Below are 26,585 nucleotides of genomic sequence, written 5' to 3' on the forward strand. Positions count from 1 at the left end.
GCGGCAGCACGCCACCGGGGCATCAGGACTACTGGCCGCCGTCGTCTTCGGGGGCAGGCACCTGCTCGGCCGGCGCCTGCTCGGCCGGCACTTGATCGGCCGGCGCTTGATCGGCGGGAGCCGGGGCGGGTGCCGCACCGGGTACCGGACCACTCTCGAGCGGGATACGTCCGCCCACCGGTTCGACCGACGAGGCCTTCCAGACCCCGTCGACGTCCTGGACGTCCATCCGCATCGTCACCTTGGCCTTGTCGAAGCGGTCCGGCCACGTGGTGGTCACGGCCACGACGACCAGCGCCTTCGCCGTGCCGTCGTCCGTATTCAGTTCCGTGAGCGTGCCCTGGATCAACTCGGCCTTGCTCGCCGCGCCCGATTGACGCATCTGGTCGGTGAACCCGTCCACGGTCGCCTGGAGGTCCTGGTTCATCTTGTCGCCGGTGATCGACGACTTCATGTTCTCGAAGGATCCCTCGAGGTCCGCGGAATCGACGGTATTGAGATTGATCGCGGCCTGCTGGGCGCCGGTCAACGCGGAATCGCGTGCGTCGGCGATCGGCTTGTCCACGAAGAGCGCTCGCGCCCACCCGAAGCCGAACCATCCGGCTGCGACAACCGCGATCACCACCAGTGCGGTTACCGCAGCAAACGAGGCCTTCAGAGTTCTGTCCTTCCCCGGAGCCGGTCGTCCCGACTCCGGGTGCGTGGTAATTCGCGTCACACCAATACCCTACTGATTGTTTTCTTCTCCTCGCCCCTTGCCGGAACCGAATGCTACTTGGGAGTAACCCCGAGCAGCGGAGCGAGCTGCGTTGCGATGGGATTCAAGTTGAGAGTGTCAGGCATGACCTTCGGCTTGAAATCCCACGGCTGGATCGTGTCCGGATCGGCGAACACGATGCGGTCTGCACTTCGCACACCCGTCACGCTTCCCTGGGGAGCGTCGCAGTTGGCCTTCGCGTTGAACGGGAAGTCCTGCTGGGTGTCGTCGAAGTTCGGGTCCTGCCGCTTCATCTCGGCCAGGATCTCCTGCGTCCCTTCGTAACCGATTGTGCACGACGGCGGATTGTTGGTTTCCAGGACGATGCCCTGATGCACCGTGCCGTCGCCGGGCGCCACGGTCGACGCCGACGCCGCGATGGCAGGCAGGAACATCAGAATCGGTCGCAGCGCGATCGCCTGCGGAGCCAGCTTCTCACCGACCGCGGCGAGATTCGTCAGGTCGGTGGTGAGGCTCGGACCGGTCTCGTTGACCAGCTGACCGATCTCGTCGCTCGCCGGAATCCCCTTGTCGATGATCGCGCGGAGATCGGGGTCGCTGGTCCGCAGCTGCGCGGCCACCGCGTCGAGGTCCGAACTGAACTGCTCGATCGCGGACGACTGATCGGACTGTGTCGCCAGCACCGTCTGGCTGTCCCGGATGAGCGCCAGTGTCTGGGGCAGGACGTCGAGTCCGTCCTTCGTCAGCGTCGACAGTGAATCCGCGAGTGTCTGCAGATCCTCCCCCTTGCCGTTGAACGCCGTGCCCAGCTGAGTGACGACGGTGCGCAGCGAGTCGACCGGAACCGACCGGACCAGACCGTCGGTGGCCATCAGCACCTGCTCGACCGGAACGGGCGTCGACGTGTCGGCCTCGGTGATGACCGAGCCCTGTTCGAGGAACGGCCCCTGGTCGCTGTCGGGCTGAAGGTCCACGTACTGCTCACCGATCGCCGACCGGTTGGCGACGACCGCCTTGGCCGACGCCGGGATGTCGGGCCCGCCCGAGGAGATCTTCAACTCGACGTTGATGCCGTCCGCGGTCAGCGACAGGTCGCCGACGCGGCCGACGGGAACTCCGCGGTACGTGACCTCGGCGTTGGTGAAGATGCCGCCGGAGTCCTTGAATTGCGCGTTCACGTCGTACTCACCGAACCCGAGCAGATTGTCGAGGCGGACGTACTTGGCGCCGACGTAGACCAGCCCGAGCATCGCGACGATCGCGAACGCGACGAGCTGGACCTTGACCAGTCGTGACCTCACTGCCCACCCCCGATTCCGAACTGCTCCAGCAGTCCCCCGAGCGGGTTCTGCGGCGGCGGCGCTGCGCCGTCCGTCGTGCCGCCGCCGGCGGGCGTGGTGCCGGGGAGGCCCGGGATCCGCAGCCCCGTCGGGGCGGGGACGATCGGCGGAATCGGCAGCAAGGACACCGTCGGCCACCCCGGCTTCGGACCGTTGCCGTTGTAGTAGGGGTTCGACGGGTCGACGATCGGCTTGGGCTCACCGAACTTCGGCGGCACGTACACCGGGTCGCCCTGTCCGACGCCGAGTGCGCTCAGCGCATCGCCGATCTGCAGGTCGACCGTGAGGAACAGGTTGACCGATCCGCCGAGCGCGATCTTCTCGACGCCGTCCGGGAACGGCACGGTCGGGATGAACGCGAGCGAATTGGGCAGATTGTCGCCCGAATCGGCGAGTGCCTTCAGGGTCGGTCGCAGCGCGAGGAGATCCGCGATCAGGTTGTCCTTCGACCTGTTGATCACGTCGGTTCCGACGGTGCCGAGCCGGTCCAGTTGGGTGAGCATCTGGGTGAGCTGTGGGCGCTGCTCGTTGAGCACTTCCGCCGCGATCGGCAATTCGTCGAGGATCATTCCGATCTTCTCGTTCTGTTCGTTCACGCGCGTGGTCAGCGCGTCGAGGCCGTCCAGGGCGCGGGTGATGTCGTCGCGCTGCTGGTTGAGGCCGTCGATGAGCGTGTTCGCCTGTTCGAGGAGCCCCCGGACCCGGTCCTCGCGCCCGTCGAGGGCGGTGGTCAGTTCGTGCACGATCGGCTGCAGCTGGCCCACGCCGCCACCGTTGAGCAGCAGCGACAGCGCGCCGAGAACCTGCTCGATCTCCGTGGCGTGGCGGGTGCGGTCGAGGGAGATCGTGTCGCCGTCCTCGAGCCGCGCGGGATCCTTGTCCTCCGGCGGCTCGGACAGCTGGACGAACTTCTCACCGAGCAGGTTCGTCTGCTCGATCGCTGCGACCGCGTTGGCGGCGAGATCGACCGACGAGTCGAGAACGACCTCCACGTCCGCCGTCCAGCCGTCCGGTGCCACCTTGATCGTTTCGACCCGGCCCACCGGGACGCCGTCGACCTTGACCGCGGACTGCGGGACGAGGTCGAGGACGTCGTCGAACTGGATCGTCAGGTGCATGGGGTTGTCCCCGACGTCGGGACCTCCCGGCAGCGGAACCCCGTAGATCCCCTCCGAGGAGCAGGATGTCACCGCGATGGCGACGGCGCACGCACCGGCGCCGAGGATTACCGACCGCTTCATTCGCCCTCACCTCCCGTTGCGCCTTCGAATCGCGGCGACACGACACCCGGCACCGTGCCGGGCGTGACGGTCCGCTGAATGTTGTCCGCACTCATGATCCCGAACGGAAGCACGAGCGACGGAGTCTTCGCCGATTGCGTGATCTGCGACGTGATGTTGGCGCAGTTGTCGATCAGCGGCTGCATCTGACGTCCGAGTTGCTCGAATCGCGGATCGCCGGGAACCAGCTTGCCGAGGTCGATCAACTTGCAGGCGACGCCGGCCGGATCCTGCAGGTCCGGGAACGCCAGGCGGGAGGCCAGGTTTCCGGACTCCGCGTCGTAGGAGTTGGCCAGGTTGCTGATCGCCAGCGGCAGCAGCGTCAGCGAGTTGACGAGCGACTCCCGGTTGTCGGCGAGGGTCTGCGTCACCGGAACCAGATCGTCGACGTTCTCGGCGAGGATCTCCCGGTTGTCGGCCACGAACTTCGAGACGTCGCCGAGGGCGATCGCCAGCTGGTTCAGGGCGGCACCGAGGTTCTCCCGCTCCCCCGCCAGGAACCCGGACAGATCGGACAGCTGCGAGTTGAAGTCGCGGACCTGCTGATCGTTGGCCGCCAGCGCGCCCACGAAGACCTGGAGGTTCTTGACGGTGTCGAAGAGGTCGCCACGGCTCTCGTTGAGCGTGCGGGCGGCGTCGGACAGCTGATTGATGCTCTGCCCCAGCGCTTCACCGTTGCCGTCGAGGTTGGCGGCACCGGTCTCGACGAACTGCGACAGCGCGCCCTCCTTGTTCGCCCCCTCCGGGCCGAGCGCGGTGGAGAGCTCCTCGATGCTCGCGTACAGCTGGTCGACCTCGACGGGGGTCGCGGTGCGGTCGCGCGAGATCACCGCGCCGCTCTCCATCGTCTCGCCGCCCGTGTACGCCGGTGCGAGCTGGATGTAGCGATCGGACACCACGGACGGCGTGACCTGCGCGGCCTTCGCGTCGGCGGGAATGTCGACGCCGCGATCGACGCGCATGTCGACCTTCACCTGATCGCCCTGCGGCTCGACGCCGTCGACCGACCCGACCTTCACGCCGAGGACCCGCACATCCGAGCCTTCGTAGATGCCCACCGATTTGTCGAAGTACGCGGTGATCTTCGTGGTGCCGGCCCGGGTGAACACCCACCACAGGGCGCCGGCGATCACCAGTGCGACGATGACGATTCCCGCGATGAGGGCGATCCCGCCGCGTCCTCCGCGGTCGGCTCCATTGTCGACGTCTGCCATCAGTTACCCCCCAGCGTGCGGACCGGATCGCGCGGTCCGGGAATGTCGGGCAGCCCCGGCGGCAGGAGGTTCACCACGACCTGGTCGAACCAGCGACCGTTGCCAACCACGTTCGTGTACAGGCGGACGAACGGCTCGTACAGTTTCATCGCCCTGTCCAGGTTCTCGTTGTTGGCCTTCAGGATCTCGACGACGCCGTCGAGCTGTTCGAGCGCGGGACCGATCGCGGCCTCGTTGTCGCGCACGAGTCCGGTCAACTGCTGCGACAGCCGCTGAGTTCCGGTGAGCAGCTGGGAAATCGACTGCTGACGGCTGTTGAGCTCACCGAGCAGCAGGCCGGCGTCGCTGATCAACCGGTTGAACTCGGCGTTGCGGTCGGCGAGGACCTTGGTGGTCTTGCCGGTCGCGTCGAACAGTTTCTGCAGTTCCTGATCGCGACTGGCGATGGTCTGCGACAGCCGGCTGACGCCGTCCAGGGACGCGCGGATCTCCGTGGGAGTCCCCTCGAACGCCTGGGACAGCGTCACCATGCTCTGCGCGAGCTGATCGGAGTCGATGTCACCCACCGTCTGCGCGGCGGCCGAGAACGCCTCGATCACGTCGTACGGAGACGTGGTGCGGTCCAACGGGATCACGTCGCTCGGGTTCAACGTGTCCGAGCCGCGGGGATCGAGCGCCAGGTACTTCTGGCCCAGGATCGTCTTGATCTGGATGGACGCGGACGTCTCGTTGCCGACCCACGCATCCGACACCTTGAAGGCGACGTCCACACGGTCACCGTCGAGTTCGACGGATGTCACCTTGCCGACCTTGACACCCGCGATCCGGACCTCGTTGTCGGGTTTGAGACCCGCCGCCTCGGTGAACTGGGCGTGATAGGTCGACCCGGCGCCGATGAACGGCAGCGAATCGAGGAAGAAGGCCGACAGGGTGGCCAGCAGCACCACGAGAATGCCGAGGGCACCAGCCACTGCCGGGCTGCGACGTCTGCTCATCGTGTCTGCAACTCCTGTAGGCCGTCCTGCGTGCACCGCTTCGCCGAGTTCGTATAGATCGGCTGGTTGACGGTGGGCAAGCCCGTGGGCAGGTTCAGTTGGGGCGCGGTACCTGGTCCTGCGACGATGTCGACTCCACAGAGGTAGAACTGGAACCAGGATCCGTAACTGGCTGCCCGGCCGAGCTTCTCGAGCTTGACCGGAAGCGTCTGGAGAACGCTGTTGACCGTGTCGGAGTTACGGTTCAACGTCGTCGCCAGCGTGTTCAGCGAGGTGATGGATTCCTGGATGGACGGTCGGGTGGGTTCGAGCAGATCGGCCGTCGCGTCGGTGAGTCCGGCGAGGGACGTCACCGCCGATCCGACGGTTCCCCGCTCGTTCGCCAGGCCCGTGACGAGTTGCTGGGTGTTGACGATCAGCGAATCGAGTTGATCGTCACGCTGATTCACCGTGGCGAGCACGTCGTTGAGATTGTTGATCACCGCACCGATCACGCGATCCTTGTCGGCGACGGTGTTGGTGAGGCTTGCCGTGTTCTTGACGAGTTCCGTGATGGTTCCCGATTCACCCTGGAATACCTGGATGATCTGGTAGGACAACTTGTTCACGTCTTCGGCGCTGAGGGTCTGGAACAGCGGCCGGAAGCCGTCGAACAGCGTGGTGAGGTTGACGGCAGGCTTGGTCCGCTCCATCGGGATGGTGTCGCCGCCGCTCATCTTCATGCCCTGCTGGCCCTCCCCCTGTTCGAGCGCGATGTAGCGCTGCCCCACGAGGTTCCGGAAGCGGATGGTCGCGGTGGTGCTGGCGGGCAGCCAGTCCCGTTCCGACACGGTGAACTCGACCTCTGCCTCACGGTCGTCGTGGATCGCGATCTTCTCGACCTGACCCACGCGCACACCGGCGATGCGGACCTCGTCGCCCTCGTTGAGCGAGGTGACGTCCGAGAAGATCGCGTTGAACTTGGTCCCACCGCCACCGCCGAGGTTGGCGATGGTGGCGGCCAGCAGACCGGTCGCCAGGATGGTGACCACGGCGAACACGATCAGCTTGACCAATGGTGCGGTCAGGCCCCTCACTTGAAGCTCACCTCAGTCCCCCTCATGGTCGGCGCACCGACGAGTGTCGTCCAGCTCGGCACGTCCTCCGGCGCCATGCCCCCGGCCTCGCCGTAGACGACGTCGAGGGTGTCCTGTTCCATCTTCGAACCCGCGTAGCTGGCGGGCGTGACCTCGGCCCCGTATCCCGGGACCTGATCGGGGACGCCGGCGGGCGCCGGGAAGAAGTCGATGGTCGACGGTCCGGGATTCCGCGACGGCACCTGGTAGGCGCCGTCGTTGTACGACGACCCGCCCGGGTACTGCGGGAACTTCCCGCCCGGTGCGGTGACGTTGTCGTAGCAAGCCGGTCCGCGGTTGTCGAGCAGGCGCGGCTCGTCCTGGTTGGGCACGTAGCGGCCCTTCGGGTTGACGAACTGCACGCTGGCACGCACACCCGGGTACGGATCGTCCGGTGCCAGCAGTTCACGGGCCACGGGAGCGGACTTCGCGAAGCCCGCGAACGTGCACTCGAAGCTCGGTGAGTAGCGGCCGAGAATCTGCAGCGCCTCACGCGAATCGGCGGCGATGCTGACGATCGATTCGGCATTGGTCTGCAGGAGATCCGCGGTGCTCGACGCGGTTCCGGTCAGCGAGGCGAGCAGCGTGGCGATCTCCCCCTGCTTCTCCACCACGGTGTTTCCGGTGGTCCGCAGATTGTCGAGGGCGTTGACCAGATCGGGCGCCGCCTCCGAATACGTCTGCGAGAAGTCCGCCAGGCCGCGCAGATCCTCCTGAATGGCGGGAAGCTCGGTGTTCAGCCCGCCGAAGATCTCCTCGAGCCGGTCCAGCGTCAGGCCGAGTTCGGCGCCGCGTCCGCTCAGCCCCTGGGACAGTGCGCCGAGCGTGTTCGCCAGATCCTGCGGCGGAATCGCCTGCAGGAGCGGCAGCAGGCCGTCCAGCACCTCGCCGACCTCGACGGCGTTGCCGCTCTTGTCCTGACGCAGCGTGTCACCGGCCTGGATCGGCGGGGCCGTGTCGCCCTCGGGAACGATCAGCGACACATAGCGTTCACCGAACAGCGTCTTGGGCAGAAGCCGCGCGGTCGCGTTGGACGGAATCAGCGGCGCCTTGTCCGGCTGGATCGCGAGAGCGAGCGTGACCTCGCCCTCCTGGGAGGACGCCGAGCGCACCTCGCCGACGATGAGGCCACGAACCTTCACGTCCGCGTTGGGCGGCAGGGCATTTCCTGCGGTATCGGTGAGCAGGTCGATCTTGACGACCTTGGTGAACGTCTTGTTGAACATGCCGATGGTGAAGGCCAGGAACAGCGCGAGGACGAGGAAGAACACCAGCCCCAGCACCCGTCGTCCCACAACAGATGTCGTGTTGCTCATCCGGCCACCCTCACTGTGGTCGTCGTGCCCCAGATGGCGAGGCTCAGGAAGAAATCGAGAACGGCGATGGTGACGATCGCGGTGCGGACCGCGCGGCCCACGGCCACACCCACACCGGCGGGACCACCCGACGCGTGATAGCCGTAGTAGCAATGGATCAGGATCAGCACGAACGCGAAGATCAGCACTTTCGCGAACGAGTAGAGGACGTCCTGCGGTGGCAGGAACAGGTTGAAGTAGTGGTCGTACGACCCGGTCGACTGGCCGTTGAACACGGTACTGATGACGCGGGAGGCGAGATAGGCCGCGAGCAGACCGACGATGTACAGCGGGATGACGGCGACGAATCCCGCGATCATGCGGGTGGTGACGAGGAACGGCACACTCGGCACGGCCATTACCTCGAGCGCGTCGATCTCCTCCGAGATCCGCATGGCGCCGAGCTGCGCGGTGAAACCACAGCCGACGGTGGCCGAGAGCGCGAGTGCCGCAACGATCGGCGCGATTTCACGGGTGTTGACGTAGGCGGACAGGAAGCCGGTGAGGACCGAGCTGCCCAGCTGTTCGAGTGCGGCGAAACCCTGCAGTCCGACGACGACGCCGGTGAAGCCGGACATCATCGCGATGACGCCGATGGTGCCGCCGATGACGGCGAGCGCGCCGCTGCCGAAGGTGACCTCGGCGAGCAGCCGCAGCACCTCCTTGCGGTAGTGCACGAGAGTGTGGGGCGACCAGGCGATGGCCCTGGCGTAGAACGACATCTGCTCGCCGGCCCGGTCGAGCACGTTGAGCGGTGCACGACCGACTCGGCGTGCCGCCATCATGGTCCGGTCACCGCGTCCCTTGGCGATTGTCATCGGGTCACGATCCCTTCGCCGGAACGATCTGGAGGTACACCATGGTCAGGATCAGGTTCGCGAAGAACAACAGCAGGAACGTGATCACCACCGATTGGTTCACCGCGTCACCGACGCCCTTGGGTCCGCCCTTCGGATGAAGCCCCTTGTACGCGGCGATGACACCGGCGATGACACCGAAAACAGCCGCCTTGAGCTCGCCGACCCAGATGTCGGGAAGCTGCGCGAAGGCCGAGAACGATGCCAGGTACGCACCGGGATTACCCCCTTGGAGAATGACGTTGAAGAAGTAGCCACCCGCGATGCCGACCACGGACACCAGACCGTTGAGCAGGATCGCGACGAGCACCATGGCGAGCACCCGGGGCACGACGAGTCGCTGAATCGGGTTGATGCCGAGCACTTCCATGGCGTCGATCTCTTCGCGGATCGTCCGCGCACCGAGGTCCGCGGTCACAGCCGAGCCCGCAGCTCCGGCCACCAGTAGTGCCGTCACCAGCGGGGAACCCTGCTGGATGACGGCGAGCACGCTGGCCGCTCCCGTGAACGACTCCGCACCGAGCTGTTTGATGAGCGATCCGGTCTGCAGTGACACCACTGCGCCGAACGGAATCGCGACCATGGCCGTGGGCAGGATCGTGACACTGGCGATGAACCACGCCTGTTCGATGAACTCGCGGAACTGGAACGGCCGTTTGAACGTGTTTCGTGCGACGTCGACGAAGAGCTCGACGATGTTTCCGGCCTGCGTCAGCGCACCGTTGACCGGCCGCAAGACCGAGCTGCGGGTAACCCCCATCCGATATGCCTACCCTTGCCCGTGAGTGGTGTTTTCGTATCCTTCGCCCCGGTACGCGGGGATGACCTGTGTGTCTTCCTGGCTGTATGCGTAGTCGTAGCCTCCGCCGCCGTTGCCGCCGGAATTCTCGTCGAGGCTTTCCTGGATCGCGATCTGGGCGTTCTCCGGCAACGTGTGCATGATGTGCCGCACCCGCTCTTGACGACGCGCCACCGCCTGCCGGAACGGCATCCCCGGCGTCGCCTTCATCTGCGGAACGATCCCCTCCACATCATCGACACCACCGGCATGATGCCCGGCATCGACCATCGCCTGCTCCTGCGCCATCTGCGCCTCGTCCTTCTCCTCCGACATCCCGATCGGGCCGATCATGGTGCCGTTCAGGAACTGCTTGACCACCGGCTCCTCCGAGGTCAACAACACCTCCCGCGGACCGAACATCACCAGATGACGACGGAACAACATCCCGATGTTGTCCGGCACCGTCCGCGCCAGATTGATGTTGTGCGACACGATCAGAATCGTCGCATCGATCTCCGCATTGATATCGATCAACGTCTGCGAAATGTAGGTGGTACGCACCGGATCCAAACCCGAATCCGGCTCGTCCACCAAGATGATCTGCGGATCCAAAACCAGCGCCCGCGCCAACCCGGCACGCTTGCGCATACCACCGGAAATCTCCCCCGGCAGCTTGTCCTCGGCCCCCAGCAGACCGACCAGCTCCATCTTCTCCATCACGATCTTGCGGATCTCGGATTCGGACTTCTTCGTGTGCTCCCGCAACGGGAACGCGACGTTGTCGAACAGGTTCATCGACCCGAACAACGCACCGTCCTGGAACAGCACCCCGAACAACTTCCGGATCTCGTACAACTCCTTCGACGAGCACTCCAGAATGTTGGTGCCGTCGATCACGATCGACCCCTGCTCCGGACGGAGCAGACCGATCAGCGACTTCAAGAACACCGACTTACCCGTGCCCGACGGCCCGAGCAACGCACTGACCTCACCGGCCGGAAGAGTCAGCGTGACGTCCTGCCAGATCCTCTGCGAGCCGAAGGACTTGGTCAGTCCCTCGACGGATACCTCGACTCCCACCATTACCTCCGCGACCGCTCGATGCACTCACCCCGTGTGGGTTGGGTCACTCTATCGCATCGACGTGTTACCTGTGACAAGGGATGCTACTCATGAGTAAGGAAGCATGCCAACAGCGGGTCCCACTATGCAAAACAACGCGTCTGAACTGGGATAACGGTAGCGAAATTTTCGGTCGCGCGTCCAGGTTTCGGCCAGGAATCTCGACACTCCGAAGCCCCTGGGGACGCAAAAAGGGCCACTCCCCACGGGATGGGGAGTGGCCCTTTCGTCTGCTCGGCGAGCAGCGCGGGAGAGACCGTCTTACTTGACGGTGATCTTCGCGCCGGCAGCCTCGAGCTTCTCCTTGGCGGCGTCGGCCGCGTCCTTGGCAACCTTCTCCAGGATGGCCTTCGGAGCACCCTCGACGAGGTCCTTGGCTTCCTTCAGGCCGAGGCCGGAAACGACCTCACGGACGACCTTGATGACCTGGATCTTCTTGTCGCCGGCCGACTCGAGGACGACGTCGAACTCGTCCTGCTCCTCGGCAGCGTCGGCGCCGGCAGCAGCCGGGGCACCGGCAGCGGCAACGGCGACCGGGGCAGCAGCGGTGACCTCGAAGGTCTCCTCGAATGCCTTGACGAACTCCGAGAGCTCGAGGAGGGTGAGCTCCTTGAACTGGTCCAACAACTCTTCGGTGCTGAGCTTCGCCATTGTGGCGGTCCTTCCTGTAAGTCCCATGTCGCTGATCCGCGACCGGGCGGGGTTATAGCAGTGATGCGCGGGTGCGGATCAGCTTTCGGCTGCAGCCTCGGCGGGAGCTTCGGCAGCTCCGCCTTCTGCGGCCTTCTTTTCCTGCAGAGCAGCGGCCAGACGGGCCACCTGCGACGCAGGAGCGTTGAACAGGCCTGCGGCCTTTGCCAAGTTGCCCTTCATCGCGCCGGCAAGCTTGGCCAACAGGATCTCGCGGGACTCGAGGTCCGCGATCTTGTTGACCTCGTCCACGGACAGCGCAGCGCCGTCCATGTAGCCGCCCTTGATGATGAGCGCCTTGTTGTCCTTAGCGAAGTTCTTCAGAGCCTTCGCAGCATCGACGGGCTCGCCCTTGATGAATGCAATGGCGGTCGGACCGACGAAAAGGTCATCAAGGCCCTCGACGCCCGCCTCTGCAGCGGCACGCTTGACCAGGGTGTTCTTGGCGACGGAGTAGGTGGCACCTTCTCCGAGAGCGCGTCGCAGTGTCGTGATGTTGCCCACCGTCAGACCACGGTATTCCGTGATCACAGCAGCGGTCGAACCCTTGAACTGCTCGGTGATCTCCGCAACCGCGGAAACCTTCTCAGGCTTTGCCATACTTCGCCTCCTCTCATGACAGTCGTTATCCCACTTCGGAACCGCTGCGCACCGCCGGGTACCCCGGAGCACACAATCCACGACATGCAAAACGCCCCGGTGCAGGGCACACGGGGCGTGAAAGGAAGCCATTCGGCGAGGGCGCGAGCCCACGACCGATACGCATCCCCCTACCTCGTCCTCCTGCGTGGGCCGCCGGACATTCCCGGACTTTCAATCGCACCCTCGCGGGAGCGATCACCAACGGTCTTGGGTAGAACATGATTTGGGGTGAAGCTCGAATAGTGCATCGAACTCCGCAGGACAGATTACGGCATGTCCTGCTCAACCGCCAAATCACGATCCAACCCACCCCCTGGAACGTGACCGGCGTCACTCCAGTGCGACGGTGTGGCCCATCGGACCGAAGTCGTCTCCAATTACCTGTTACTTCACGTAACATGTATGAGCTAGCTTTTTCTCATGACAATCCTCGAAGCCCGAGCCGTCGTGGCCGGGTCCCGGACGCGCCGCTTCCTCGCGCTCGCCGTGATCTGCCTGGCCGAACTGCTGGTGGTGCTCGACAACACCATCGTCAACGTCGCCCTCCCGTCGATCGGCGTCGAACTCCGCACGAGCGTCAGCGGCCTGCAGTGGGTCGTCGACGCCTACACACTGACGTTCGCCGGGCTTCTCCTGGCGTTCGGCAATCTCGGCGACCGGTACGGGCGTCGACGCGTGATGGTCATCGGCCTGATCGGCGTCGCCGTCATGTCGATCGCCGGCGCCAACGCCGAGAGCCTGGGCCAGGTCATCGCCGCCCGCGCCGCCATGGGCGTGTTCGCCGCCGCCGTCTTCCCCGCGACCCTCGCCCTCGTCATCAACATCTTCACCGACGTGCGGGAACGAGCGCTGGCCATCGCCGCGTGGACCGCGATGGCCGGGTTCGCGATCGCCATCGGACCGATGGCCGGCGGGTGGCTGCTCGAGCACTTCAGCTGGCACTCCGTCTTCTGGATCAACGTGCCGATCGCCCTCGTGGCGGCGATTGCGACGATCGTGCTGGTGCCGGAATCGCGTGCCTCCGTCCTCGGGCGCATGGATCTGCTCGGCGTCGCGGCCTCGATCACCGGAATCACCGTCCTCGTGTGGGCGATCATCGAAGCTCCGCACCACGGGTGGACGTCGGCCGTCACCGTCGGCGCCGTCGCCGTGTCGATCGCGGTGCTGACCGGATTCGTCTTCTGGGAACTGCGCACCGACCACCCCGTCCTCGACCTGCGACTGTTCCGCAACCGGCGGTTCTCCCTGCCCGCCCTCGCGATCGCCATCGGGTACTTCTCGATGTTCGGCTTCCTGTTCCTCATCACGCAGTACTTCCAGGGTGTCCGCGAGTACACGCCGTTCGAGTTCGGGATCGCCTCGCTGCCGTTCGCGGTGTCGGTGGCGGTCGGCGCCCCGGTCGCCACGCTGCTCGCGCAGCGGGTCGGGACGACCCCGGTGATCGTGTTCGGCCTCCTCCTGACCGGGGTCGGCCTGTACCTCGGGGGCCAGGTTGCCGTCGACAGCAGTTACCTGACGGACGTACTGCCGTCGATGGTGTCGATGGCCCTGGGCCTGGCCATCGTGCAGGGGCCGGCAACCGAGTCGATCATGGCCTCGCTCCCCCTCGACGAGGCCGGAGCGGGGTCGGCCGTGAACGACACGACCAGGGAAATCGGGGGAACGCTCGGGGTCGCCGTGCTCGGATCGATCGTCGCGTCGTACTACGCGACGACGATGAGTCCGCTGCTCGACCGGATTCCGGCCGCGTTGATGAACGACGAGGAGAAAGGTTTCGCCCGCGCCACGGTCCTGAGTGTGCTCGAGATCCGCAAGCGCGAGATCCCGCCGTTCCTCGAGCAGCAGCGAGAGAATCTCATCCTCACCATGAAGACGACGGTCCTGCAGGGTTCGCACACCGCGTCGCTCGTCGCGGCAGGCGCCGTCGTGGTGTGCGCGGTCGTCGTCGCGATCTTCATGCCCTGGGCGCCGGCGCGCACGGATTCCGTGATGCTCGCCTGGAGGAAGAAACCCGCACCGGAACGAGCCGACGAGGACTGAACCCGGAAATGCAGTTCGGCCGGTACGGAAGATTTCCGTACCGGCCGAACTGTGGTTGGAGAGACTTACGCGTCGGCATCCTCGAGAAGGTTGCGGGTGCGGTTCGGGTCCACCGGGATGCCCGGGCCGGTGGTGGTCGAAACGGTGACCTTCTTGACGTAGCGGCCCTTCGCGGAGGACGGCTTCGCACGCAGGATCTCGTCCAGCGCGGCGCCGTAGTTCTCCACCAGCTTGGCGTCGTCGAACGATGCCTTGCCGATCACGAAGTGCAGGTTGGCCTGCTTGTCGACGCGGAAGTTGATCTTTCCGCCCTTGATGTCCGCGACGGCCTTCGTGACGTCAGCCGTCACGGTGCCGGTCTTCGGGTTCGGCATCAGGCCGCGCGGTCCGAGGACGCGGGCGATGCGGCCGACCTTGGCCATCTGGTCGGGAGTCGCGATGGCGGCGTCGAAATCGAGCCATCCACCCTGGATCCGCTCGATGAGGTCCTCGGCGCCGACTGCGTCGGCTCCAGCTGCCTCGGCCTCGGCGGCCTTCTCTCCGACTGCGAACACGATGACGCGGGCGGTCTTACCGGTGCCGTGCGGCAGGTTGACCGTGCCGCGGACCATCTGGTCCGCCTTGCGGGGATCGACGCCCAGACGGACTGCAACCTCGACGGTCGCGTCCATCTTGCTCGACGACGTCTCCTTCGCCAGCTTCGCAGCCTGCAGCGGGCTGTACAGCTTGTCGAAGTCGACCTTTTCAGCGGCGGCGAGATACGCCTTGCTGCGCTTTGCCATTTCTTCTGTCCTAACTTCTCACCGCAGTGTGTGTCTTGTCTGCGGTGGTGAATGGTTCAGTAGTGGTCGGGGCCTGGCCGGCCCTCCCACGCTTTCGTGACGGCGGTGCCGTCAGGAGATCTCGGCTGACTCAGCCGTCGACCGTGATACCCATCGAGCGTGCGGTGCCGGCGATGATCTTCGCGGCCTGCTCGATGTCGTTGGCGTTCAGGTCTTCCTGCTTGGTCTTCGCGATCTCGCGCACCTGATCCATGGTCACGGAAGCGACCTTGGTCTTGTGCGGCTCGCCGGAGCCCTTCTGCACGCCTGCAGCCTTGAGCAGCAGCTTGGCAGCCGGAGGGGTCTTCAGCTTGAAATCGAAGGTCCGGTCTTCGTAGACCGAGATCTCGACCGGCACCACGTTGCCGCGCTGGGACTCAGTCGCCGCGTTGTAGGCCTTGCAGAACTCCATGATGTTCACGCCGTGCTGACCAAGCGCGGGACCCACGGGCGGTGCAGGGTTAGCCTGACCGGCCTGGATCTGAAGCTTGATGAGCCCTGCGAGCTTCTTCTTCTTGGGGGGCATCTCGATTTCCTAATTCTTGCCGGGTGTGTTTCTTGCTACTGCAGTGCAAGTATGTGGCGCTAGATCTTCGCGACCTGCGTGAAGGACAACTCGACCGGGGTCTCGCGACCGAAGATCGAGACCAGGACCTTGAGCTTCTGCTGCTCGGCGTTGACCTCGCTGATGCTGGCGGGCAGCGTTGCGAACGGGCCGTCCATGACGGTGACCGATTCGCCGACCTCGAAGTCGACCTCGATGAGCGGCTTCGCGAAGGTCTCTCCGCCGGTCTCGCCGGCCGAGACGGTCGCAGCGGCAGCCTGCTTCTTCTGCTCCTGCTGCGGGAGCAGGAACTTGATGACCTCGTTGAGGGTCAGCGGGGACGGACGCGACGTCGCACCGACGAATCCGGTGACACCGGGCGTGTTGCGCACGGCTCCCCAGGACTCGTCGTTGAGGTCCATGCGGACCAGGATGTAGCCGGGCAGAACCTTGCGGTTGACCTGCTTGCGCTGTCCGTTCTTGATCTCGGTGACCTCTTCGGTGGGAACCTCCACCTGGAAGATGTAGTCGCCGACGTCGAGATTCTGGACACGGGTCTCGAGGTTGGCCTTGACCTTGTTCTCGTAGCCCGCGTAGGAGTGAATGACGTACCAGTCACCGGGTGCGCGACGCAGAGCCGCCTTGAGTTCCGCAACGGGATCCTCGGGCTCTTCGGCGGTCGCAGGCTCGTCGACGGCGACAGCTTCTTCGTCGGCTTCAGCCTCGTCGGCAGTCGCCTCGTCCTCGATGATCTCGTCGGCCGGGGCGTCGTCGGCGACGTCGTCACCGAAGATCTCTGCGGCTTCGGTGCCCTCGTCGGCAGCCTCGACATCCACTTCGGCTGCCGCCTCGGCAGAAACACGCTCTTCGGCCAAGGCCTCATTCGTGTCGTTCTCGGGGGTGCTCACTGGGGCACTCGCTTCCTCTCGTCACTCACATACTTCGGATCCACCGGGGCGGATTCCGTCAACCGAACAACCAGGTGACGCCCTTGATGACCGCCAGATCCAACACGCCGATGAACGTCACCATGAACACCACGAAGGCCAGGACGACGCTGGTGTAGGTGATCATCTGCTTGCGATTGGGCCAGATGACCTTGCGCAGCTCGGCGATGACCTCGCGGAGGAACCGGCGCAGGCGCTTGAAGATGTTTTCCTTGCGCGGCTTGTCGGCGCGATCCTTCTTCGCCGACTTGACCTTGGTGGTCGTGTCCGACTTCGGCTGTTCCGGTGCCTTCACGGAACTCGCGGAGATGTCGGTGCCTGCCGGAGAGCGACGGCCCTGGCGCTTACCGCTGGGCTTTCCCGAGGGAGTGGCGGAACGCGTGGTGGTGGCGTCGGCCGCGGTGTCGTCGGCACCGTCCGGGCGCGTAGACCCTGAAGTGTCGCCGTCGCGCTTGGCGCGCTCCTCGCTCACGTCGTTCCTCTCAGTCGCTGGCATCCGGGGGCAGGGGCGACAGGACTTGAACCTGCAACCTGCGGTTTTGGAGACCGCTGCTCTGCCAGTTGAGCTACGCCCCTTTGGTCGGGAGCCCTGACCCGAATCTAGCCTCGGACCAGTTCTTGACCGACCTCTCTGTGATTACATGACACGCGCGCCACCCTTGCCGGCCGTACAGCACCGTAGGGCAGCGCGCAGCGCTGAGTAATCCCAGAAATCTCAGTGTACTTCAAAGCCCCGGAACAAACCCAATCCACCCGGCTGTCAGGCCAGACGGACCGTTGCGGTGGCGCGACCGAAGATCTTCTTTCCCTCGGAACGCGCCACGATCGCGACTACTGCTGTCTTGCTTTCTTCGTCGAGCGACTTCACCTTACCGGTGTACTCGACCTGCGCGGCCTCGTCCTCGCGGACGTAGACCGAGCTCGTGAAACGAACGTTGTATTCCTTCACCGCACCCGGATCACCGAGCCACGACGTGACGAACCCGCCGCCGAGACCCATGGTGAGCATTCCGTGTGCGATCACGTTGTCCAGACCGGCGAGCTTGACGACCTCGTCGCTCCAGTGGATCGGGTTCGGATCGCCGGACACGCCCGCGTAGTTGACCAGGTCGCCGCGCGTGAGCTTCACGATGCGCTCGGGGAGTTCCTCACCCACCGAGACGTCCTCGAACTTACGAAGCGCCATGCATGATCACGTCCTTGACTGCGTGAGCGATGTTCTCGTCGACCTCGCCGCCGGTACGCGCGACGAGCGTCGTCCACGTGGTCTGGACGAGTTCGTCGTACTGATCGGTGACGATGTTCTTGGTGACGATGATGTCGCTGCCACCCATCTGACGGAACGACTCCAGGTAGACGTCGCAGACCAGCCGGTCGCCGACCTTGATCGGCTTGTGGAACTCGAGCCGCTGATCGGTCTGGAGGATCTGACTCGGGTCGTAGCCGGTGACGATCTCCTTGAAGAGGCGTCCCTGAGCGATGATGCCGACGAGCGAGATGAACGTCAGAGGTGCGAGGAGACCGTCGTAGCCGAGGCCCTTCGCGGCTTCCTCGTCGTGGTGAGCGGGGTGCCAGTCCTGCACGGCACGCGCGTACTCGCGCACCTTCTCACGTCCGACCTCGTAGAAGTCGTCGACGCGGTAGTGGTGCCCGACCATCGCCAGTGCGTGCGCGGCAGGATCAGCAGGAACAGCCGCGGGCACGTAGGCCTCTGTCTCTGTCACAGTGTCAGTCACGCGAAAGAACCTCTTCTACCCTTGACGTCAGCGCGTGAGGGCAGCCTAGAGGACTCCCTTCGCGAACGCAGTCCTTGTCCGGACCGTGTTACTTGGACTCGCGATGCGACTGGTGAGTTCCGCAGTTCGGGCAGAACTTCTTGATCTCCAGGCGATCGGGGTCGTTACGCCGATTCTTCTTGGTGATGTAGTTGCGGTGCTTGCATACCTCGCAGGCCAAGGTGATCTTGGGCCGAACGTCAGTCGAGGAGGCCACGGGATGCCTTCTTTCGGGTGAATCTGATTACGAACAATCAGGGTGGATCATGCATATTGTGTAGCGGTGACCGGACTTGAACCGGCGACGCAACGATTATGAGTCGTTTGCTCTACCAACTGAGCTACACCGCCTCGGTGTCGAGTGTCGCGCACGAGGCGCTCCACTTCAATCCAGCGAGCCCCCTAACGGAATCGAACCGTTGACCTTTTCCTTACCATGGAAACGCTCTGCCGACTGAGCTAAGGGGGCGTGCTTCGCTCGCACATCGCTGCGCGCTGAAGCCTTGACGAGATTACACAGAAGTCGCGACCAGAAACAAATTGCCTGGTCAGCGGCTTTCGTAAGTCGCTGCACCCGACACTACGCGTCTCCGGCCCACATAGCGGCGGGTGAGCCGGCCCGGCGCCCGGTCTCGTCCACGAACGACAGAACCCCGGTGAGTTCTCGCTCACCGGGGTTCTGTGTGTGGCAGATGTAGGATTCGAACCTACGTAGGCATAAGCCGACGGATTTACAGTCCGCTCCCATTGGCCGCTCGGGCAATCTGCCGGGGTTGCACGAGGAGCGCGAAATCTGTGGGAAATCGCTCTCCGCTGCGGAAAGAAGAATACAACGAACGGCCCCCCGTTTTGCAAACCGGGTGGATACGGGCGGTTGCGAACCGATAGCGTCGAATCTGCTCGCCGGCATTCGGCGGGCCCCCGGCCGGGTCGCGGCGGGGAGAAACAGACGAAACCGGGAGTGTGAAGTGGCTGATTCGTCCTTCGATGTGGTGAGCAAGGTCGAGCGTCAAGAGGTGGACAACGCCCTGCATCAGGCCGGCAAGGAACTGTCGACCCGGTTCGACTTCCGGAACACGGGAGCCTCGATCGAATGGTCCGGCGAGGAAACCATCACCCTGACGGCGGACACCGAGGAGCGACTGCTCGCCGCCCTGGACGTCTTCAAGGAGAAGCTGATCCGGCGTGACATCTCTCTGAAGGCGTTCGACGCGGGCGAGCCGGCGCAGTCCGGAAAGACCTACAAGCTGTCCGGCAGCCTCGTTCAGGGCATCACCACGGAGAACGCCAAGAAGATCACCAAGAAGATCCGCGACGAGGGCCCCAAGGGCGTGAAGGCGCAGATCCAGGGTGACGAACTGCGCGTGAGCAGCAAGAAGCGCGACGACCTGCAGGCCGTCATCTCCCTGCTCAAGGGTGAGGACTTCGGGATCGCGCTGCAGTTCGTGAACTACCGGTAGAGGCGCTCCGCGCCTGTGCGTGGTTAGCGAGTCCCTGCACTCGTCAACCACTCACAGGCGGCAACGCCGCCTACATCCCCGCCATGCGTTCGAGACGCTCGATCCGCTCGGCCATCGGCGGGTGGGTGGAGAACATCCGGCTCATCTTCTCGCCGGTACGGAACGGGTTGGCGATCATCAGGTGCGACTGTGCTGCCAGCTGAGGCTCCGGCGGCAACGGCGCGGCCTGAGTGCCACGTTCCAGTTTCCGTAGCGCCGACGCCAGCGCCAGGGGGTCGCCCGTCAGTTCGGCGCCCGACTGGTCGGCCTGGAACTCCCGGGACCGCGACACCGCGAGCTTGACGACGGTGGCGGCGATGGGCCCGAGCAGCGACACCAGGAGCAGCGCGATCGGGTTGGCGCCCTGTCCCCCGCCGCGGCCGCCGAACATGTTGGCGAACATGGCGAAGTTCGCGAGTCCCGAAACGACGGCGGCCATCGCGCCTGCGACCGACGAGATGAGGATGTCGCGGTTGTAGACGTGCGACAGCTCGTGCCCGAGCACGGCCCGGAGTTCGCGTTCGTCGAGGATCTGCAGGATGCCGCTGGTGCAGCAGACCGCCGCGTGGCGGGGACTGCGCCCGGTGGCGAACGCGTTGGGCGCGCTGGTGGGGCTGATGTAGAGCCGTGGCATCGGCTGGTGCGCGGTGGTCGCCAGTTCCCGGACGATGCGGTAGATGACCGGTGCCTGAACCTCGGTGATCGGCTGGGCGTGCATGGCCTTGAGCGCCATCTTGTCGCTGTTGAAGTACACGTACGCGTTCATGCCGACCGCGAACACGATGGCCAGCAGCAGGATGGTCGGGTTGCGGAACAGCGCGCCGATGAACACGATCAGCGCCGACATGCCGACCAACAGAACCAGAGTCTTCGCCCCGTTTGCGTAGCGCACGTCACGCCTTCCTTGTCGTTGTCACCCGATCACGGTCGTCCGAGTTTCGCGATCTCGACCATTCAACGAAACACGGTGGCGGGACGGTTCCCGTTCGGCGAACGGGATCGGGTGAAGACGAGTCCGGGTACTGACGATACGGCTCAGCCGACGCGCTCGATCGTGTAATCGACCAGCTTCACGAGGGCGTCGTTGGCGGGACCCTGCGGCAGTTCGGCGAGCTGGGCGCGGGCCGAGACCGCGAACTCCTCGAGCTTCGCCTTCGCGGCGGCCATGCCCGGTGAGCGTTCGAGAAGCGCGAGCGCCTCCGCGACGTCGCCGTCGTCGGTGACGGGACCGTCGAGGAGCACGCGCAGGCGGTCGGCCTCGGGACCCTCGTCGCGCAGCGCGTACAGGACCGGCAGCGTGTGCACGCCCTCGCGCAGGTCCGTTCCGGGGGTCTTGCCGGACTGCGCGGACACCGAGGAGATGTCGATGATGTCGTCGGAGATCTGGAAGGCGGTGCCCACGGCGTCACCGAGCCGTTCGAGCCGCTTCACGTGGTCGGCGTCCGCACCGGAGAACGTGCCGCCGAAGCGTCCGGACGCCGCGATCAGCGAACCGGTCTTCTCCCAGACCACCTTGAGGTAGTGCTCGACCGGATCCTGCTCGCCGCGGAGCCCGATCGTCTCGCGCATCTGACCGGTCACGAGTTCGGCGAACGTCTCGGCGATGATGCGCACCGCCTCGGGGCCGAGGGTCGACACGAGACGCGACGCGTGCGCGAACAGGTAGTCGCCGGCGAGGATCGCAACGCTGTTGCCCCACCGCGCGTTCGCGCTCGGCGCACCGCGGCGCATCGACGCCTCGTCCATCACGTCGTCGTGGTACAGGGTGGCGAGGTGGACCAGTTCGACGACGGTGGCCGCCGTGACCACCGACGGGTCGGAGGCCTTCGGTCCGAGCTGGGCGGTGAGCACCGTGAAGAGGGGGCGGAAACGCTTGCCTCCCGCCTTCGCGAGATGCAACGCCGCCTCCGTCAGGAAATCCTCCCCGTCGGAGAGCTCACTGACCAGCAGTTCCTCGACCTGCTTCAGTCCCTCACGGACCGTGGCGGCGAGCTGCGGGTCGCCGAGATCGATCCCGGCGACCGTAGTGCCCACTACAGCGTCGGCAGCGGTGTGTGCTGCGCCCTCGGTGCTCACGTTCTCAGTACCCATTCCTGTCGTCAGTGACGGCGCGGCTCCGCGCCGTCGGTGGCGGCTCGGCTACCACGGTAGTGAACCTAGCGGTTCCGCCGCCCGTCGGCCTCGCCGCGGTCGTGTAGCGAAGCCTGACAGGATGTAGGCGTGGTCGCAGCAGAACAGTCGCCCGCGGGATCCCCGCTTCCCACCGCCACCGATGTCCTCGTCATCGGTGCTGGTCCGGCCGGGTCCTCGGCTGCCGCCTGGGCGGCCCGCGCGGGACGGGACGTGGTCCTCGCCGACGCGGCGGTGTTTCCCCGCGACAAGACGTGTGGCGACGGACTCACCCCCCGCGCCGTCGCCGAGCTCGATCATCTCGGCCTCGGCGACTGGGTGCGGTCGAAGGGCACCAATCGCGGGCTGAGGCTCAGCGGGTTCGGGCAGGAGCTCGAACTCGAGTGGCCCGGCAGGTCGTTCCCGGCCGTCGGCAGCGCCGTGGCCCGCACGGAACTGGACGACCGGATCCGCGCGACCGCCGTCGACGCCGGAGCCGTCATGGTGCAGGGCGCCAAGGCGATCGGCGTCGAGCGGAACGGTGAGCGGGTGACGGCGGTGACCCTGAAGACGGCCGACGGGACCCACACCCTCACTTGCCGGACGCTGATCGTCGCCGACGGCGTCCGCTCGACCCTCGGCAAGCAGCTGGGTCGCGAATGGCACCGGGACACGGCATACGGTGTGGCCGCCCGCGCCTACATCGCCACCGACCGCAGCGCCGACCCGTGGATCACGTCGCACCTCGAACTGCGTGACGGAGAAGGAACGCTGCAGTCGGGCTACGGCTGGGTGTTCCCCCTGGGCACCGGCGAGGTGAACATCGGCGTCGGCACCCTGGCCACCGCCAAACGTCCGGCCCCGGGCGCGCTGCGTCCCCTCCTGGACCTGTACACGGCGCAGCGCCGCGAGGAATGGAACTGGGACGGGGAGCTGCGGGCCGTCGCGTCGGCGTTGCTGCCGATGGGCGGTGCGGTGTCGCACATCGCGGGCCGGAACTGGGCGATCATCGGCGACGCGGCGGCGTGCGTGAATCCGCTGAACGGCGAGGGCATCGACTACGGGCTCGAGGGCGGGCGCCTGGTCGCGGAGGTCCTCGACGCCGACGACCTGACGCAGCTGTGGCCGTCGATTCTGAGGGAGCGGTACGGCCGGGCGTTCTCGGTGGCGCGGCGACTCGCCGGACTGCTGACCGTGCCCCGGGTCCTGCCGGCGTCCGGCCCGGTGGCGATGCGGTCCCGCGCTCTGATGACCGTCGCGGTGCGCGTCATGGGCAACCTCGTCACCGAGGAGGACAGCGACCTCACCGCCCGCGCGTGGCGGGCCTCCGGCCGAGTGTCGCAGAAGGTCGACTCGCGGCCGCTGTTCGGCTGAGGGTCAGCGCGTGGCGCGGTGCAGGGCGACCACGCCGCCGGTGAGGTTGCGCCACTGCACGTTCCGCCACCCGGCCGCCTCGATGCGCAGCGCGAGTTCCTGCTGGGTCGGCCAGGCGCGGATGGATTCCGCGAGGTACACGTAGGCGTCGGGGTTGCTGCTGACGGCGCGCGCGACCCGCGGCAGCGCCTTCATCAGGTACTCCATGTAGACCGTGCGGAACGGCCCGAACACCGGGGTCGAGAACTCGCTCACGACGAGACGTCCGCCCGGTTTGGTGACCCGGGCGATCTCGCGGAGACCGGCGTCGAAATCGGAGACGTTGCGCAGCCCGAAGGAGATGGTGGCGGCGTCGAACACGGCGTCGGCGTAGGGAAGGTGCATGGCGTCGCCCGCGACCATCGGCACGTGGCGGCCGCTGCCTGCCTGCAGCATTCCCTTGGAGAAGTCGGTGGCCACACACCAGGCGCCCGATCGCCCGAGTTCGACCGTCGACACCCCGGTCCCGGCGGCGAGGTCGAGGACCCGCTCGCCCGGTTTCAGGGCCAGAGCCGAGCGCGTCGCCTTGCGCCAACTGCGATCCTGGCCGAACGACAGGATCGTGTTGGTGAGGTCGTAGCGCTTCGCGACGCCGTCGAACATCGACGCGACCTCGTGCGGATCCTTTTCGAGCGACGCCCGCGAACCGTGTGTAGTTGCCACGCCCGAAACGCTACCAACCGTGCCCGGCGGCGGCGTCGGCGCCGGGCACGGTGACGAGGCGGTCACTTCTTCGAGACCCGCACCAGCTTCTTGTTGACGAACTCGTCCATCCCCCACGGACCGAGTTCCCGGCCGACGCCGGAGCGTTTGACACCGCCGAACGGCAACCCGGGGAGTGTCGTGCCGTGCTCGTTGACGTACGCCATCCCGACGTCGAGCCGGTCGGCGACCTCGCGGGCCCCGTCGAGGTCGCTGCTCCACACCGACCCGCTGAGACCGTAGGCGGAGGAATTGGCGAGTTCGACGGCCTCGTCGGCGGTGGCGACCTTGTAGACGACGCCGACCGGCCCGAACAGTTCCTCGCTGTACGCGCGCATCTCGGGAGTCACGTCGACGAGCAGCGTCGGTTCGACGTACGAGCCGGGACCGTCGATCTTCTTCCCACCCGCGAGGAGCGTCGCGCCCTTGGCGACCGCGTCCTCGATCTGCTCGATCAGCGAATCGGCCGCGGTCTGCGAGGACAGCGGCCCGAGGACGGTCTTGGCGTCGAGCGGATCGCCCGTCGGGGTGGCCTTGAACGACTCGGCGAGCTTCGCGACGAACTCGTCGTAGTTCGGTTCCGTCACGATGAACCGCTTCGGCGAGTTGCAGGCCTGGCCGGCGTTGGACAGGCGGGCCCTGGTCGCCGTCTTGACGGTGGCGTCCATGTCCTCGGTGTCGAGGACGACGAACACGTCGGATCCACCGAGTTCGAGGACGACCTTCTTGAGGTTGCGGCCCGCCGTCTCGGCGACGCTGATCCCGGCCCGTTCACTGCCGGTGAGGGAGACGCCCTGGACGCGCGGATCCGCGATCATGTCGGCGACCTGCTCGTTGGTGGCGAACACGTTGACGTACGCGTCCTCCGGGAGGCCCGCCTGCCGGAAGATCTCCTCCATCAGCAGCGCCGACTGCGGACAGTTCGGGGCGTGCTTGAGCAGCACCGTGTTGCCGAGCACGAGGTTCGGTGCCGCGAAGCGGGCGACCTGGTAGTACGGGTAATTCCACGGCATCACGCCGACCAGCGCACCGATCGGCCTGCGGTAGACCACGGACTCGTCGGCGCCGGGCACGTCGAGCCGTTCCGCCTCGAGCAGTGCCGGACCGTTGTCCGCGTAGTAGCGGTAGATCGCCGAGGAGAGCTTGACCTCACCCTTGGCCTCCCGGACGGGCTTGCCCATCTCGAGGGCGATCATCCGCGCCAGTTCGTCCTCACGCTCGGCGTAGAGGTCGGCCGTCCGGCCGAGAATCCGGGCACGCTCCTCGGCGGGGACGTTCCGCCACTCGAGATATCCGCTGTGGGCGCGTGCGAGAGCCGACTCCACTCCTGCCTCGTCCAACGTCGTGAATTCCCGGACGGTTTCACCGGTCGCGGGGTTGACAGTTTTGTACTTGGCCATGCCTGAGCAACGACGAGACGGCCTCGTCGAGTTCCCGCGGCTTCCGATCCGGTGGTCAGGCCGCCCGGGACTCGCGAAAGCCCTGACCGCCGACCACCGCCGCATAATGGACCAGAAGCTCGTCGCAGATCGCGGGCCACGTGCGGTGCAGCACCGACTGCCGGGCGGCCTCCCCGAAGCGGGCCCGCATCCGGCGGTCCCGGAGTGCGTCGACAGCGCTCGGCAGCAGTTCGGCGAACCGGTCGACCGGAAGCAGATAGCCGTTGCGGCAGTGGGCGACGAGATCGCGGGGCCCGCCCGCATCCGGTCCGATCACCGGCACCCCGCTCGCGAGCGCCTCCTGGACCGCCTGGCAGAACGTCTCGTGCTCGCCGGGGTGGACGAACACGTCCAGGCTCGCGTACGCCTCGGCGAGGTCGGTACCGCCGAGTTGGCCGGTGAAGACGGCGTCCGGCATCAGCCGTTGCAGCCGGGCCCGCTCCGGACCGTCGCCGACGATCACCAGCCGGACAGCGGCGTCGTCCGCCAGCGCGGCGAGCCGCTCGACGTGCTTCTCGGGCGCGAGTCTGCCCACGAAACCGACGACGAGCCGGTCGGAGCCACGCAGCCAGGAGTCCCGCACGCCGGTGCTGCGGCGGGACGGCGCGAACCGGGAGGTCTCCACGCCGCGCGCCCAGCGGTGGACCCTCGGAATCCGCTGCTCGGCGAGCGCCTCGACCGCCGACGTGGACGGCGCGAGCGTGCGGGTGCAGCCCTTGTGGATCCGGCGGGTCCAGGCCCACGCCGCCCGGCTCGTGACGCCGAGGCCGTAGCTCTCGGCGAAACCCGCGACGTCGGTCTGGTACACCGCGACCGTCGGGACGTCGAGCCGGTGCGCCGCAGCGAGCCCGCCCGCCCCGAGGAGGAACGGCGACGCCAGGTGCACGACGTCGGGGTCGAATGCCCGAAGCGCGGCGGTGAGCCCGGGCTGCGGCAGACCCACCGGGAGCGAACTGACCTTCGGAACCATCACCGCGGGCACCCGGTGGACGGGCACGCCGCCGTGTTCGGTCGGCGCAGGCGCCTGCGATCCCACCGAGTCCGGGGCGACGACCATCGCCTCGTGTCCGGCGCGCTGCAGATGGTCGAGAACCCGCAGCACCGAGTTGGTCACACCGTTCATGTTGGGAAGAAACGATTCCGCGACGATGGCTACTCTCACGCGCTCAGCGTGGCAGTGCTCGTGG

Annotated in this window: 27 protein-coding genes and 4 tRNA genes; 3 read left to right on the plus strand and 28 right to left on the minus strand. The window is 66.1% G+C overall.

The genetic code is table 11. The features are described from left to right. Positions 1–28: 28 nt before the first annotated feature. From ROP_RS08140 to rplJ, 12 genes are all read right to left on the minus strand, one after another. Positions 29–718 carry a hypothetical protein gene (locus tag ROP_RS08140; RefSeq protein ID WP_012688858.1) on the minus strand — a complete coding sequence of 230 codons (690 nt, stop codon included), beginning with the start codon at positions 716–718 and terminating at the stop codon, positions 29–31. A gap of 53 nt (positions 719–771) precedes the next feature. After that, positions 772–2,019 carry an MCE family protein gene (locus ROP_RS08145; RefSeq protein WP_012688859.1) on the minus strand — a complete coding sequence of 416 codons (1,248 nt, stop codon included), beginning with the start codon at positions 2,017–2,019 and terminating at the stop codon, positions 772–774. Beyond that, complete coding sequence (locus ROP_RS08150) at positions 2,016–3,299, minus strand: MCE family protein (protein WP_012688860.1); 1,284 nt, start codon at positions 3,297–3,299, stop codon at positions 2,016–2,018. The genes ROP_RS08145 and ROP_RS08150 overlap by 4 nt, the downstream gene beginning before the upstream one ends. Beyond that, positions 3,296–4,552 (minus strand): MCE family protein, encoded by a 1,257-nt coding sequence (locus tag ROP_RS08155; RefSeq protein WP_012688861.1) that lies wholly within the window; start codon positions 4,550–4,552, stop codon positions 3,296–3,298. Before ROP_RS08155 ends, ROP_RS08150 begins: the two co-directional genes overlap by 4 nt. Beyond that, positions 4,552–5,547 carry an MCE family protein gene (locus ROP_RS08160; RefSeq protein ID WP_012688862.1) on the minus strand — a complete coding sequence of 332 codons (996 nt, stop codon included), beginning with the start codon at positions 5,545–5,547 and terminating at the stop codon, positions 4,552–4,554. The genes ROP_RS08155 and ROP_RS08160 overlap by 1 nt, the downstream gene beginning before the upstream one ends. Then, complete coding sequence (locus tag ROP_RS08165) at positions 5,544–6,623, minus strand: MCE family protein (RefSeq protein ID WP_012688863.1); 1,080 nt, start codon at positions 6,621–6,623, stop codon at positions 5,544–5,546. Before ROP_RS08165 ends, ROP_RS08160 begins: the two co-directional genes overlap by 4 nt. Further along, the gene (locus tag ROP_RS08170) at positions 6,620–7,978 is read right to left on the minus strand and encodes an MCE family protein (protein WP_012688864.1); all 1,359 of its coding nucleotides are present in this window, start codon (positions 7,976–7,978) and stop codon (positions 6,620–6,622) included. The genes ROP_RS08165 and ROP_RS08170 overlap by 4 nt, the downstream gene beginning before the upstream one ends. After that, positions 7,975–8,835, minus strand: coding sequence for an MlaE family ABC transporter permease (locus tag ROP_RS08175; protein WP_012688865.1), 861 nt, complete (start codon positions 8,833–8,835; stop codon positions 7,975–7,977). The genes ROP_RS08170 and ROP_RS08175 overlap by 4 nt, the downstream gene beginning before the upstream one ends. A 4-nt stretch (positions 8,836–8,839) precedes the next feature. Beyond that, positions 8,840–9,634: an MlaE family ABC transporter permease gene (locus ROP_RS08180; protein WP_005252107.1), complete on the minus strand. Its 795-nt coding sequence runs from the start codon at positions 9,632–9,634 to the stop codon at positions 8,840–8,842. Between the two features lie 9 nt (positions 9,635–9,643). Continuing rightward, positions 9,644–10,738: an ABC transporter ATP-binding protein gene (locus ROP_RS08185; protein ID WP_043824406.1), complete on the minus strand. Its 1,095-nt coding sequence runs from the start codon at positions 10,736–10,738 to the stop codon at positions 9,644–9,646. Between the two features lie 300 nt (positions 10,739–11,038). Beyond that, the gene (gene rplL / locus ROP_RS08190; RefSeq protein WP_012688867.1) at positions 11,039–11,428 is read right to left on the minus strand and encodes a 50S ribosomal protein L7/L12; all 390 of its coding nucleotides are present in this window, start codon (positions 11,426–11,428) and stop codon (positions 11,039–11,041) included. Between the two features lie 78 nt (positions 11,429–11,506). After that, positions 11,507–12,067 (minus strand): 50S ribosomal protein L10, encoded by a 561-nt coding sequence (rplJ, locus tag ROP_RS08195; RefSeq protein WP_005252102.1) that lies wholly within the window; start codon positions 12,065–12,067, stop codon positions 11,507–11,509. 462 nt (positions 12,068–12,529) lie between these two features. On the opposite strand from rplJ, the gene ROP_RS08200 reads away from it, so the two are divergent. Continuing rightward, complete coding sequence (locus tag ROP_RS08200; RefSeq protein ID WP_012688868.1) at positions 12,530–14,149, plus strand: MFS transporter; 1,620 nt, start codon at positions 12,530–12,532, stop codon at positions 14,147–14,149. Between the two features lie 65 nt (positions 14,150–14,214). Here the strand turns inward: ROP_RS08200 and rplA are convergent, their stop codons facing one another. From rplA to ROP_RS08255, 11 genes are all read right to left on the minus strand, one after another. Then, positions 14,215–14,931: a 50S ribosomal protein L1 gene (gene rplA / locus ROP_RS08205; protein WP_012688869.1), complete on the minus strand. Its 717-nt coding sequence runs from the start codon at positions 14,929–14,931 to the stop codon at positions 14,215–14,217. Between the two features lie 130 nt (positions 14,932–15,061). Further along, on the minus strand, positions 15,062–15,496 hold the full coding sequence (rplK, locus tag ROP_RS08210) for a 50S ribosomal protein L11 (protein ID WP_005252095.1): 435 nt from the start codon (positions 15,494–15,496) through the stop codon (positions 15,062–15,064). 59 nt (positions 15,497–15,555) lie between these two features. Then, on the minus strand, positions 15,556–16,422 hold the full coding sequence (nusG, locus tag ROP_RS08215; RefSeq protein WP_012688870.1) for a transcription termination/antitermination protein NusG: 867 nt from the start codon (positions 16,420–16,422) through the stop codon (positions 15,556–15,558). A 58-nt stretch (positions 16,423–16,480) separates the two neighbouring features. Further along, entirely contained in the window at positions 16,481–16,933 is a 453-nt protein-coding gene (gene secE, locus ROP_RS08220) for a preprotein translocase subunit SecE (RefSeq protein ID WP_043824408.1), read from the minus strand. A gap of 31 nt (positions 16,934–16,964) precedes the next feature. Next, positions 16,965–17,037: transfer RNA gene (locus ROP_RS08225), tRNA-Trp, on the minus strand. A gap of 184 nt (positions 17,038–17,221) precedes the next feature. Next, positions 17,222–17,647, minus strand: coding sequence for a (3R)-hydroxyacyl-ACP dehydratase subunit HadB (gene hadB / locus ROP_RS08230; protein WP_005252091.1), 426 nt, complete (start codon positions 17,645–17,647; stop codon positions 17,222–17,224). Next, on the minus strand, positions 17,634–18,197 hold the full coding sequence (gene hadA, locus ROP_RS08235; RefSeq protein WP_043824409.1) for a (3R)-hydroxyacyl-ACP dehydratase subunit HadA: 564 nt from the start codon (positions 18,195–18,197) through the stop codon (positions 17,634–17,636). The genes hadB and hadA overlap by 14 nt, the downstream gene beginning before the upstream one ends. Before the next feature lie 88 nt (positions 18,198–18,285). Continuing rightward, positions 18,286–18,453: a 50S ribosomal protein L33 gene (gene rpmG / locus ROP_RS08240; protein ID WP_005252089.1), complete on the minus strand. Its 168-nt coding sequence runs from the start codon at positions 18,451–18,453 to the stop codon at positions 18,286–18,288. Positions 18,454–18,514: 61 nt separating this feature from the next. Continuing rightward, positions 18,515–18,587, minus strand: a tRNA-Met gene (locus ROP_RS08245). Positions 18,588–18,632: 45 nt separating this feature from the next. Continuing rightward, positions 18,633–18,705 (minus strand) — tRNA-Thr (locus ROP_RS08250). A gap of 217 nt (positions 18,706–18,922) precedes the next feature. Further along, positions 18,923–19,005, minus strand: a tRNA-Tyr gene (locus tag ROP_RS08255). Positions 19,006–19,204: 199 nt separating this feature from the next. Here ROP_RS08255 and ROP_RS08260 point away from each other — a divergent pair. Beyond that, complete coding sequence (locus ROP_RS08260) at positions 19,205–19,696, plus strand: YajQ family cyclic di-GMP-binding protein (protein ID WP_012688873.1); 492 nt, start codon at positions 19,205–19,207, stop codon at positions 19,694–19,696. Between the two features lie 70 nt (positions 19,697–19,766). Here ROP_RS08260 and htpX read toward each other — a convergent pair whose 3' ends face one another. Together htpX and ROP_RS08270 are read right to left on the minus strand one after the other, a co-directional pair. Further along, positions 19,767–20,627 (minus strand): zinc metalloprotease HtpX, encoded by an 861-nt coding sequence (gene htpX / locus ROP_RS08265; protein ID WP_012688874.1) that lies wholly within the window; start codon positions 20,625–20,627, stop codon positions 19,767–19,769. 143 nt (positions 20,628–20,770) lie between these two features. After that, positions 20,771–21,826: a polyprenyl synthetase family protein gene (locus ROP_RS08270; protein ID WP_012688875.1), complete on the minus strand. Its 1,056-nt coding sequence runs from the start codon at positions 21,824–21,826 to the stop codon at positions 20,771–20,773. Between the two features lie 129 nt (positions 21,827–21,955). On the opposite strand from ROP_RS08270, the gene ROP_RS08275 reads away from it, so the two are divergent. Beyond that, positions 21,956–23,218, plus strand: a complete 1,263-nt coding sequence (locus ROP_RS08275) for a geranylgeranyl reductase family protein (protein WP_012688876.1) — start codon at positions 21,956–21,958, stop codon at positions 23,216–23,218. Between the two features lie 3 nt (positions 23,219–23,221). Here ROP_RS08275 and ROP_RS08280 read toward each other — a convergent pair whose 3' ends face one another. The 3 genes from ROP_RS08280 to ROP_RS08290 all read right to left on the minus strand — a co-directional run bounded on the left by ROP_RS08280 (position 23,222) and on the right by ROP_RS08290 (position 26,560). Next, on the minus strand, positions 23,222–23,920 hold the full coding sequence (locus ROP_RS08280) for a demethylmenaquinone methyltransferase (protein ID WP_012688877.1): 699 nt from the start codon (positions 23,918–23,920) through the stop codon (positions 23,222–23,224). 62 nt (positions 23,921–23,982) lie between these two features. Then, positions 23,983–25,359 (minus strand): NAD-dependent succinate-semialdehyde dehydrogenase, encoded by a 1,377-nt coding sequence (locus ROP_RS08285; protein ID WP_012688878.1) that lies wholly within the window; start codon positions 25,357–25,359, stop codon positions 23,983–23,985. Between the two features lie 55 nt (positions 25,360–25,414). Next, positions 25,415–26,560 (minus strand): glycosyltransferase family 4 protein, encoded by a 1,146-nt coding sequence (locus ROP_RS08290; RefSeq protein ID WP_012688879.1) that lies wholly within the window; start codon positions 26,558–26,560, stop codon positions 25,415–25,417. Positions 26,561–26,585: the final 25 nt, after the last annotated feature.

The organism is Rhodococcus opacus B4 (assembly GCF_000010805.1).
GTDB lineage: Bacteria > Actinomycetota > Actinomycetes > Mycobacteriales > Mycobacteriaceae > Rhodococcus_F > Rhodococcus_F opacus_C.

What these genes read in the sequence shown, in the direction of transcription:
- ROP_RS08150 (WP_012688860.1), bottom strand. Translation starts at nt 3,299, where the DNA reads ATGAAGCGGTCGGTAATCCTCGGCGCCGGTGCGTGCGCCGTCGCCATC.
- ROP_RS08155 (WP_012688861.1), bottom strand. Translation starts at nt 4,552, where the DNA reads ATGGCAGACGTCGACAATGGAGCCGACCGCGGAGGACGCGGCGGGATC.
- ROP_RS08160 (WP_012688862.1), bottom strand. Translation starts at nt 5,547, where the DNA reads ATGAGCAGACGTCGCAGCCCGGCAGTGGCTGGTGCCCTCGGCATTCTC.
- ROP_RS08170 (WP_012688864.1), bottom strand. Translation starts at nt 7,978, where the DNA reads ATGAGCAACACGACATCTGTTGTGGGACGACGGGTGCTGGGGCTGGTG.
- ROP_RS08175 (WP_012688865.1), bottom strand. Translation starts at nt 8,835, where the DNA reads ATGACAATCGCCAAGGGACGCGGTGACCGGACCATGATGGCGGCACGC.
- ROP_RS08180 (WP_005252107.1), bottom strand. Translation starts at nt 9,634, where the DNA reads ATGGGGGTTACCCGCAGCTCGGTCTTGCGGCCGGTCAACGGTGCGCTG.
- ROP_RS08185 (WP_043824406.1), bottom strand. Translation starts at nt 10,738, where the DNA reads ATGGTGGGAGTCGAGGTATCCGTCGAGGGACTGACCAAGTCCTTCGGC.
- rplL (WP_012688867.1), bottom strand. Translation starts at nt 11,428, where the DNA reads ATGGCGAAGCTCAGCACCGAAGAGTTGTTGGACCAGTTCAAGGAGCTC.
- rplJ (WP_005252102.1), bottom strand. Translation starts at nt 12,067, where the DNA reads ATGGCAAAGCCTGAGAAGGTTTCCGCGGTTGCGGAGATCACCGAGCAG.
- ROP_RS08200 (WP_012688868.1), top strand. Translation starts at nt 12,530, where the DNA reads ATGACAATCCTCGAAGCCCGAGCCGTCGTGGCCGGGTCCCGGACGCGC.
- rplA (WP_012688869.1), bottom strand. Translation starts at nt 14,931, where the DNA reads ATGGCAAAGCGCAGCAAGGCGTATCTCGCCGCCGCTGAAAAGGTCGAC.
- rplK (WP_005252095.1), bottom strand. Translation starts at nt 15,496, where the DNA reads ATGCCCCCCAAGAAGAAGAAGCTCGCAGGGCTCATCAAGCTTCAGATC.
- hadB (WP_005252091.1), bottom strand. Translation starts at nt 17,647, where the DNA reads ATGGCGCTTCGTAAGTTCGAGGACGTCTCGGTGGGTGAGGAACTCCCC.
- ROP_RS08270 (WP_012688875.1), bottom strand. Translation starts at nt 21,826, where the DNA reads ATGGGTACTGAGAACGTGAGCACCGAGGGCGCAGCACACACCGCTGCC.
- ROP_RS08285 (WP_012688878.1), bottom strand. Translation starts at nt 25,359, where the DNA reads ATGGCCAAGTACAAAACTGTCAACCCCGCGACCGGTGAAACCGTCCGG.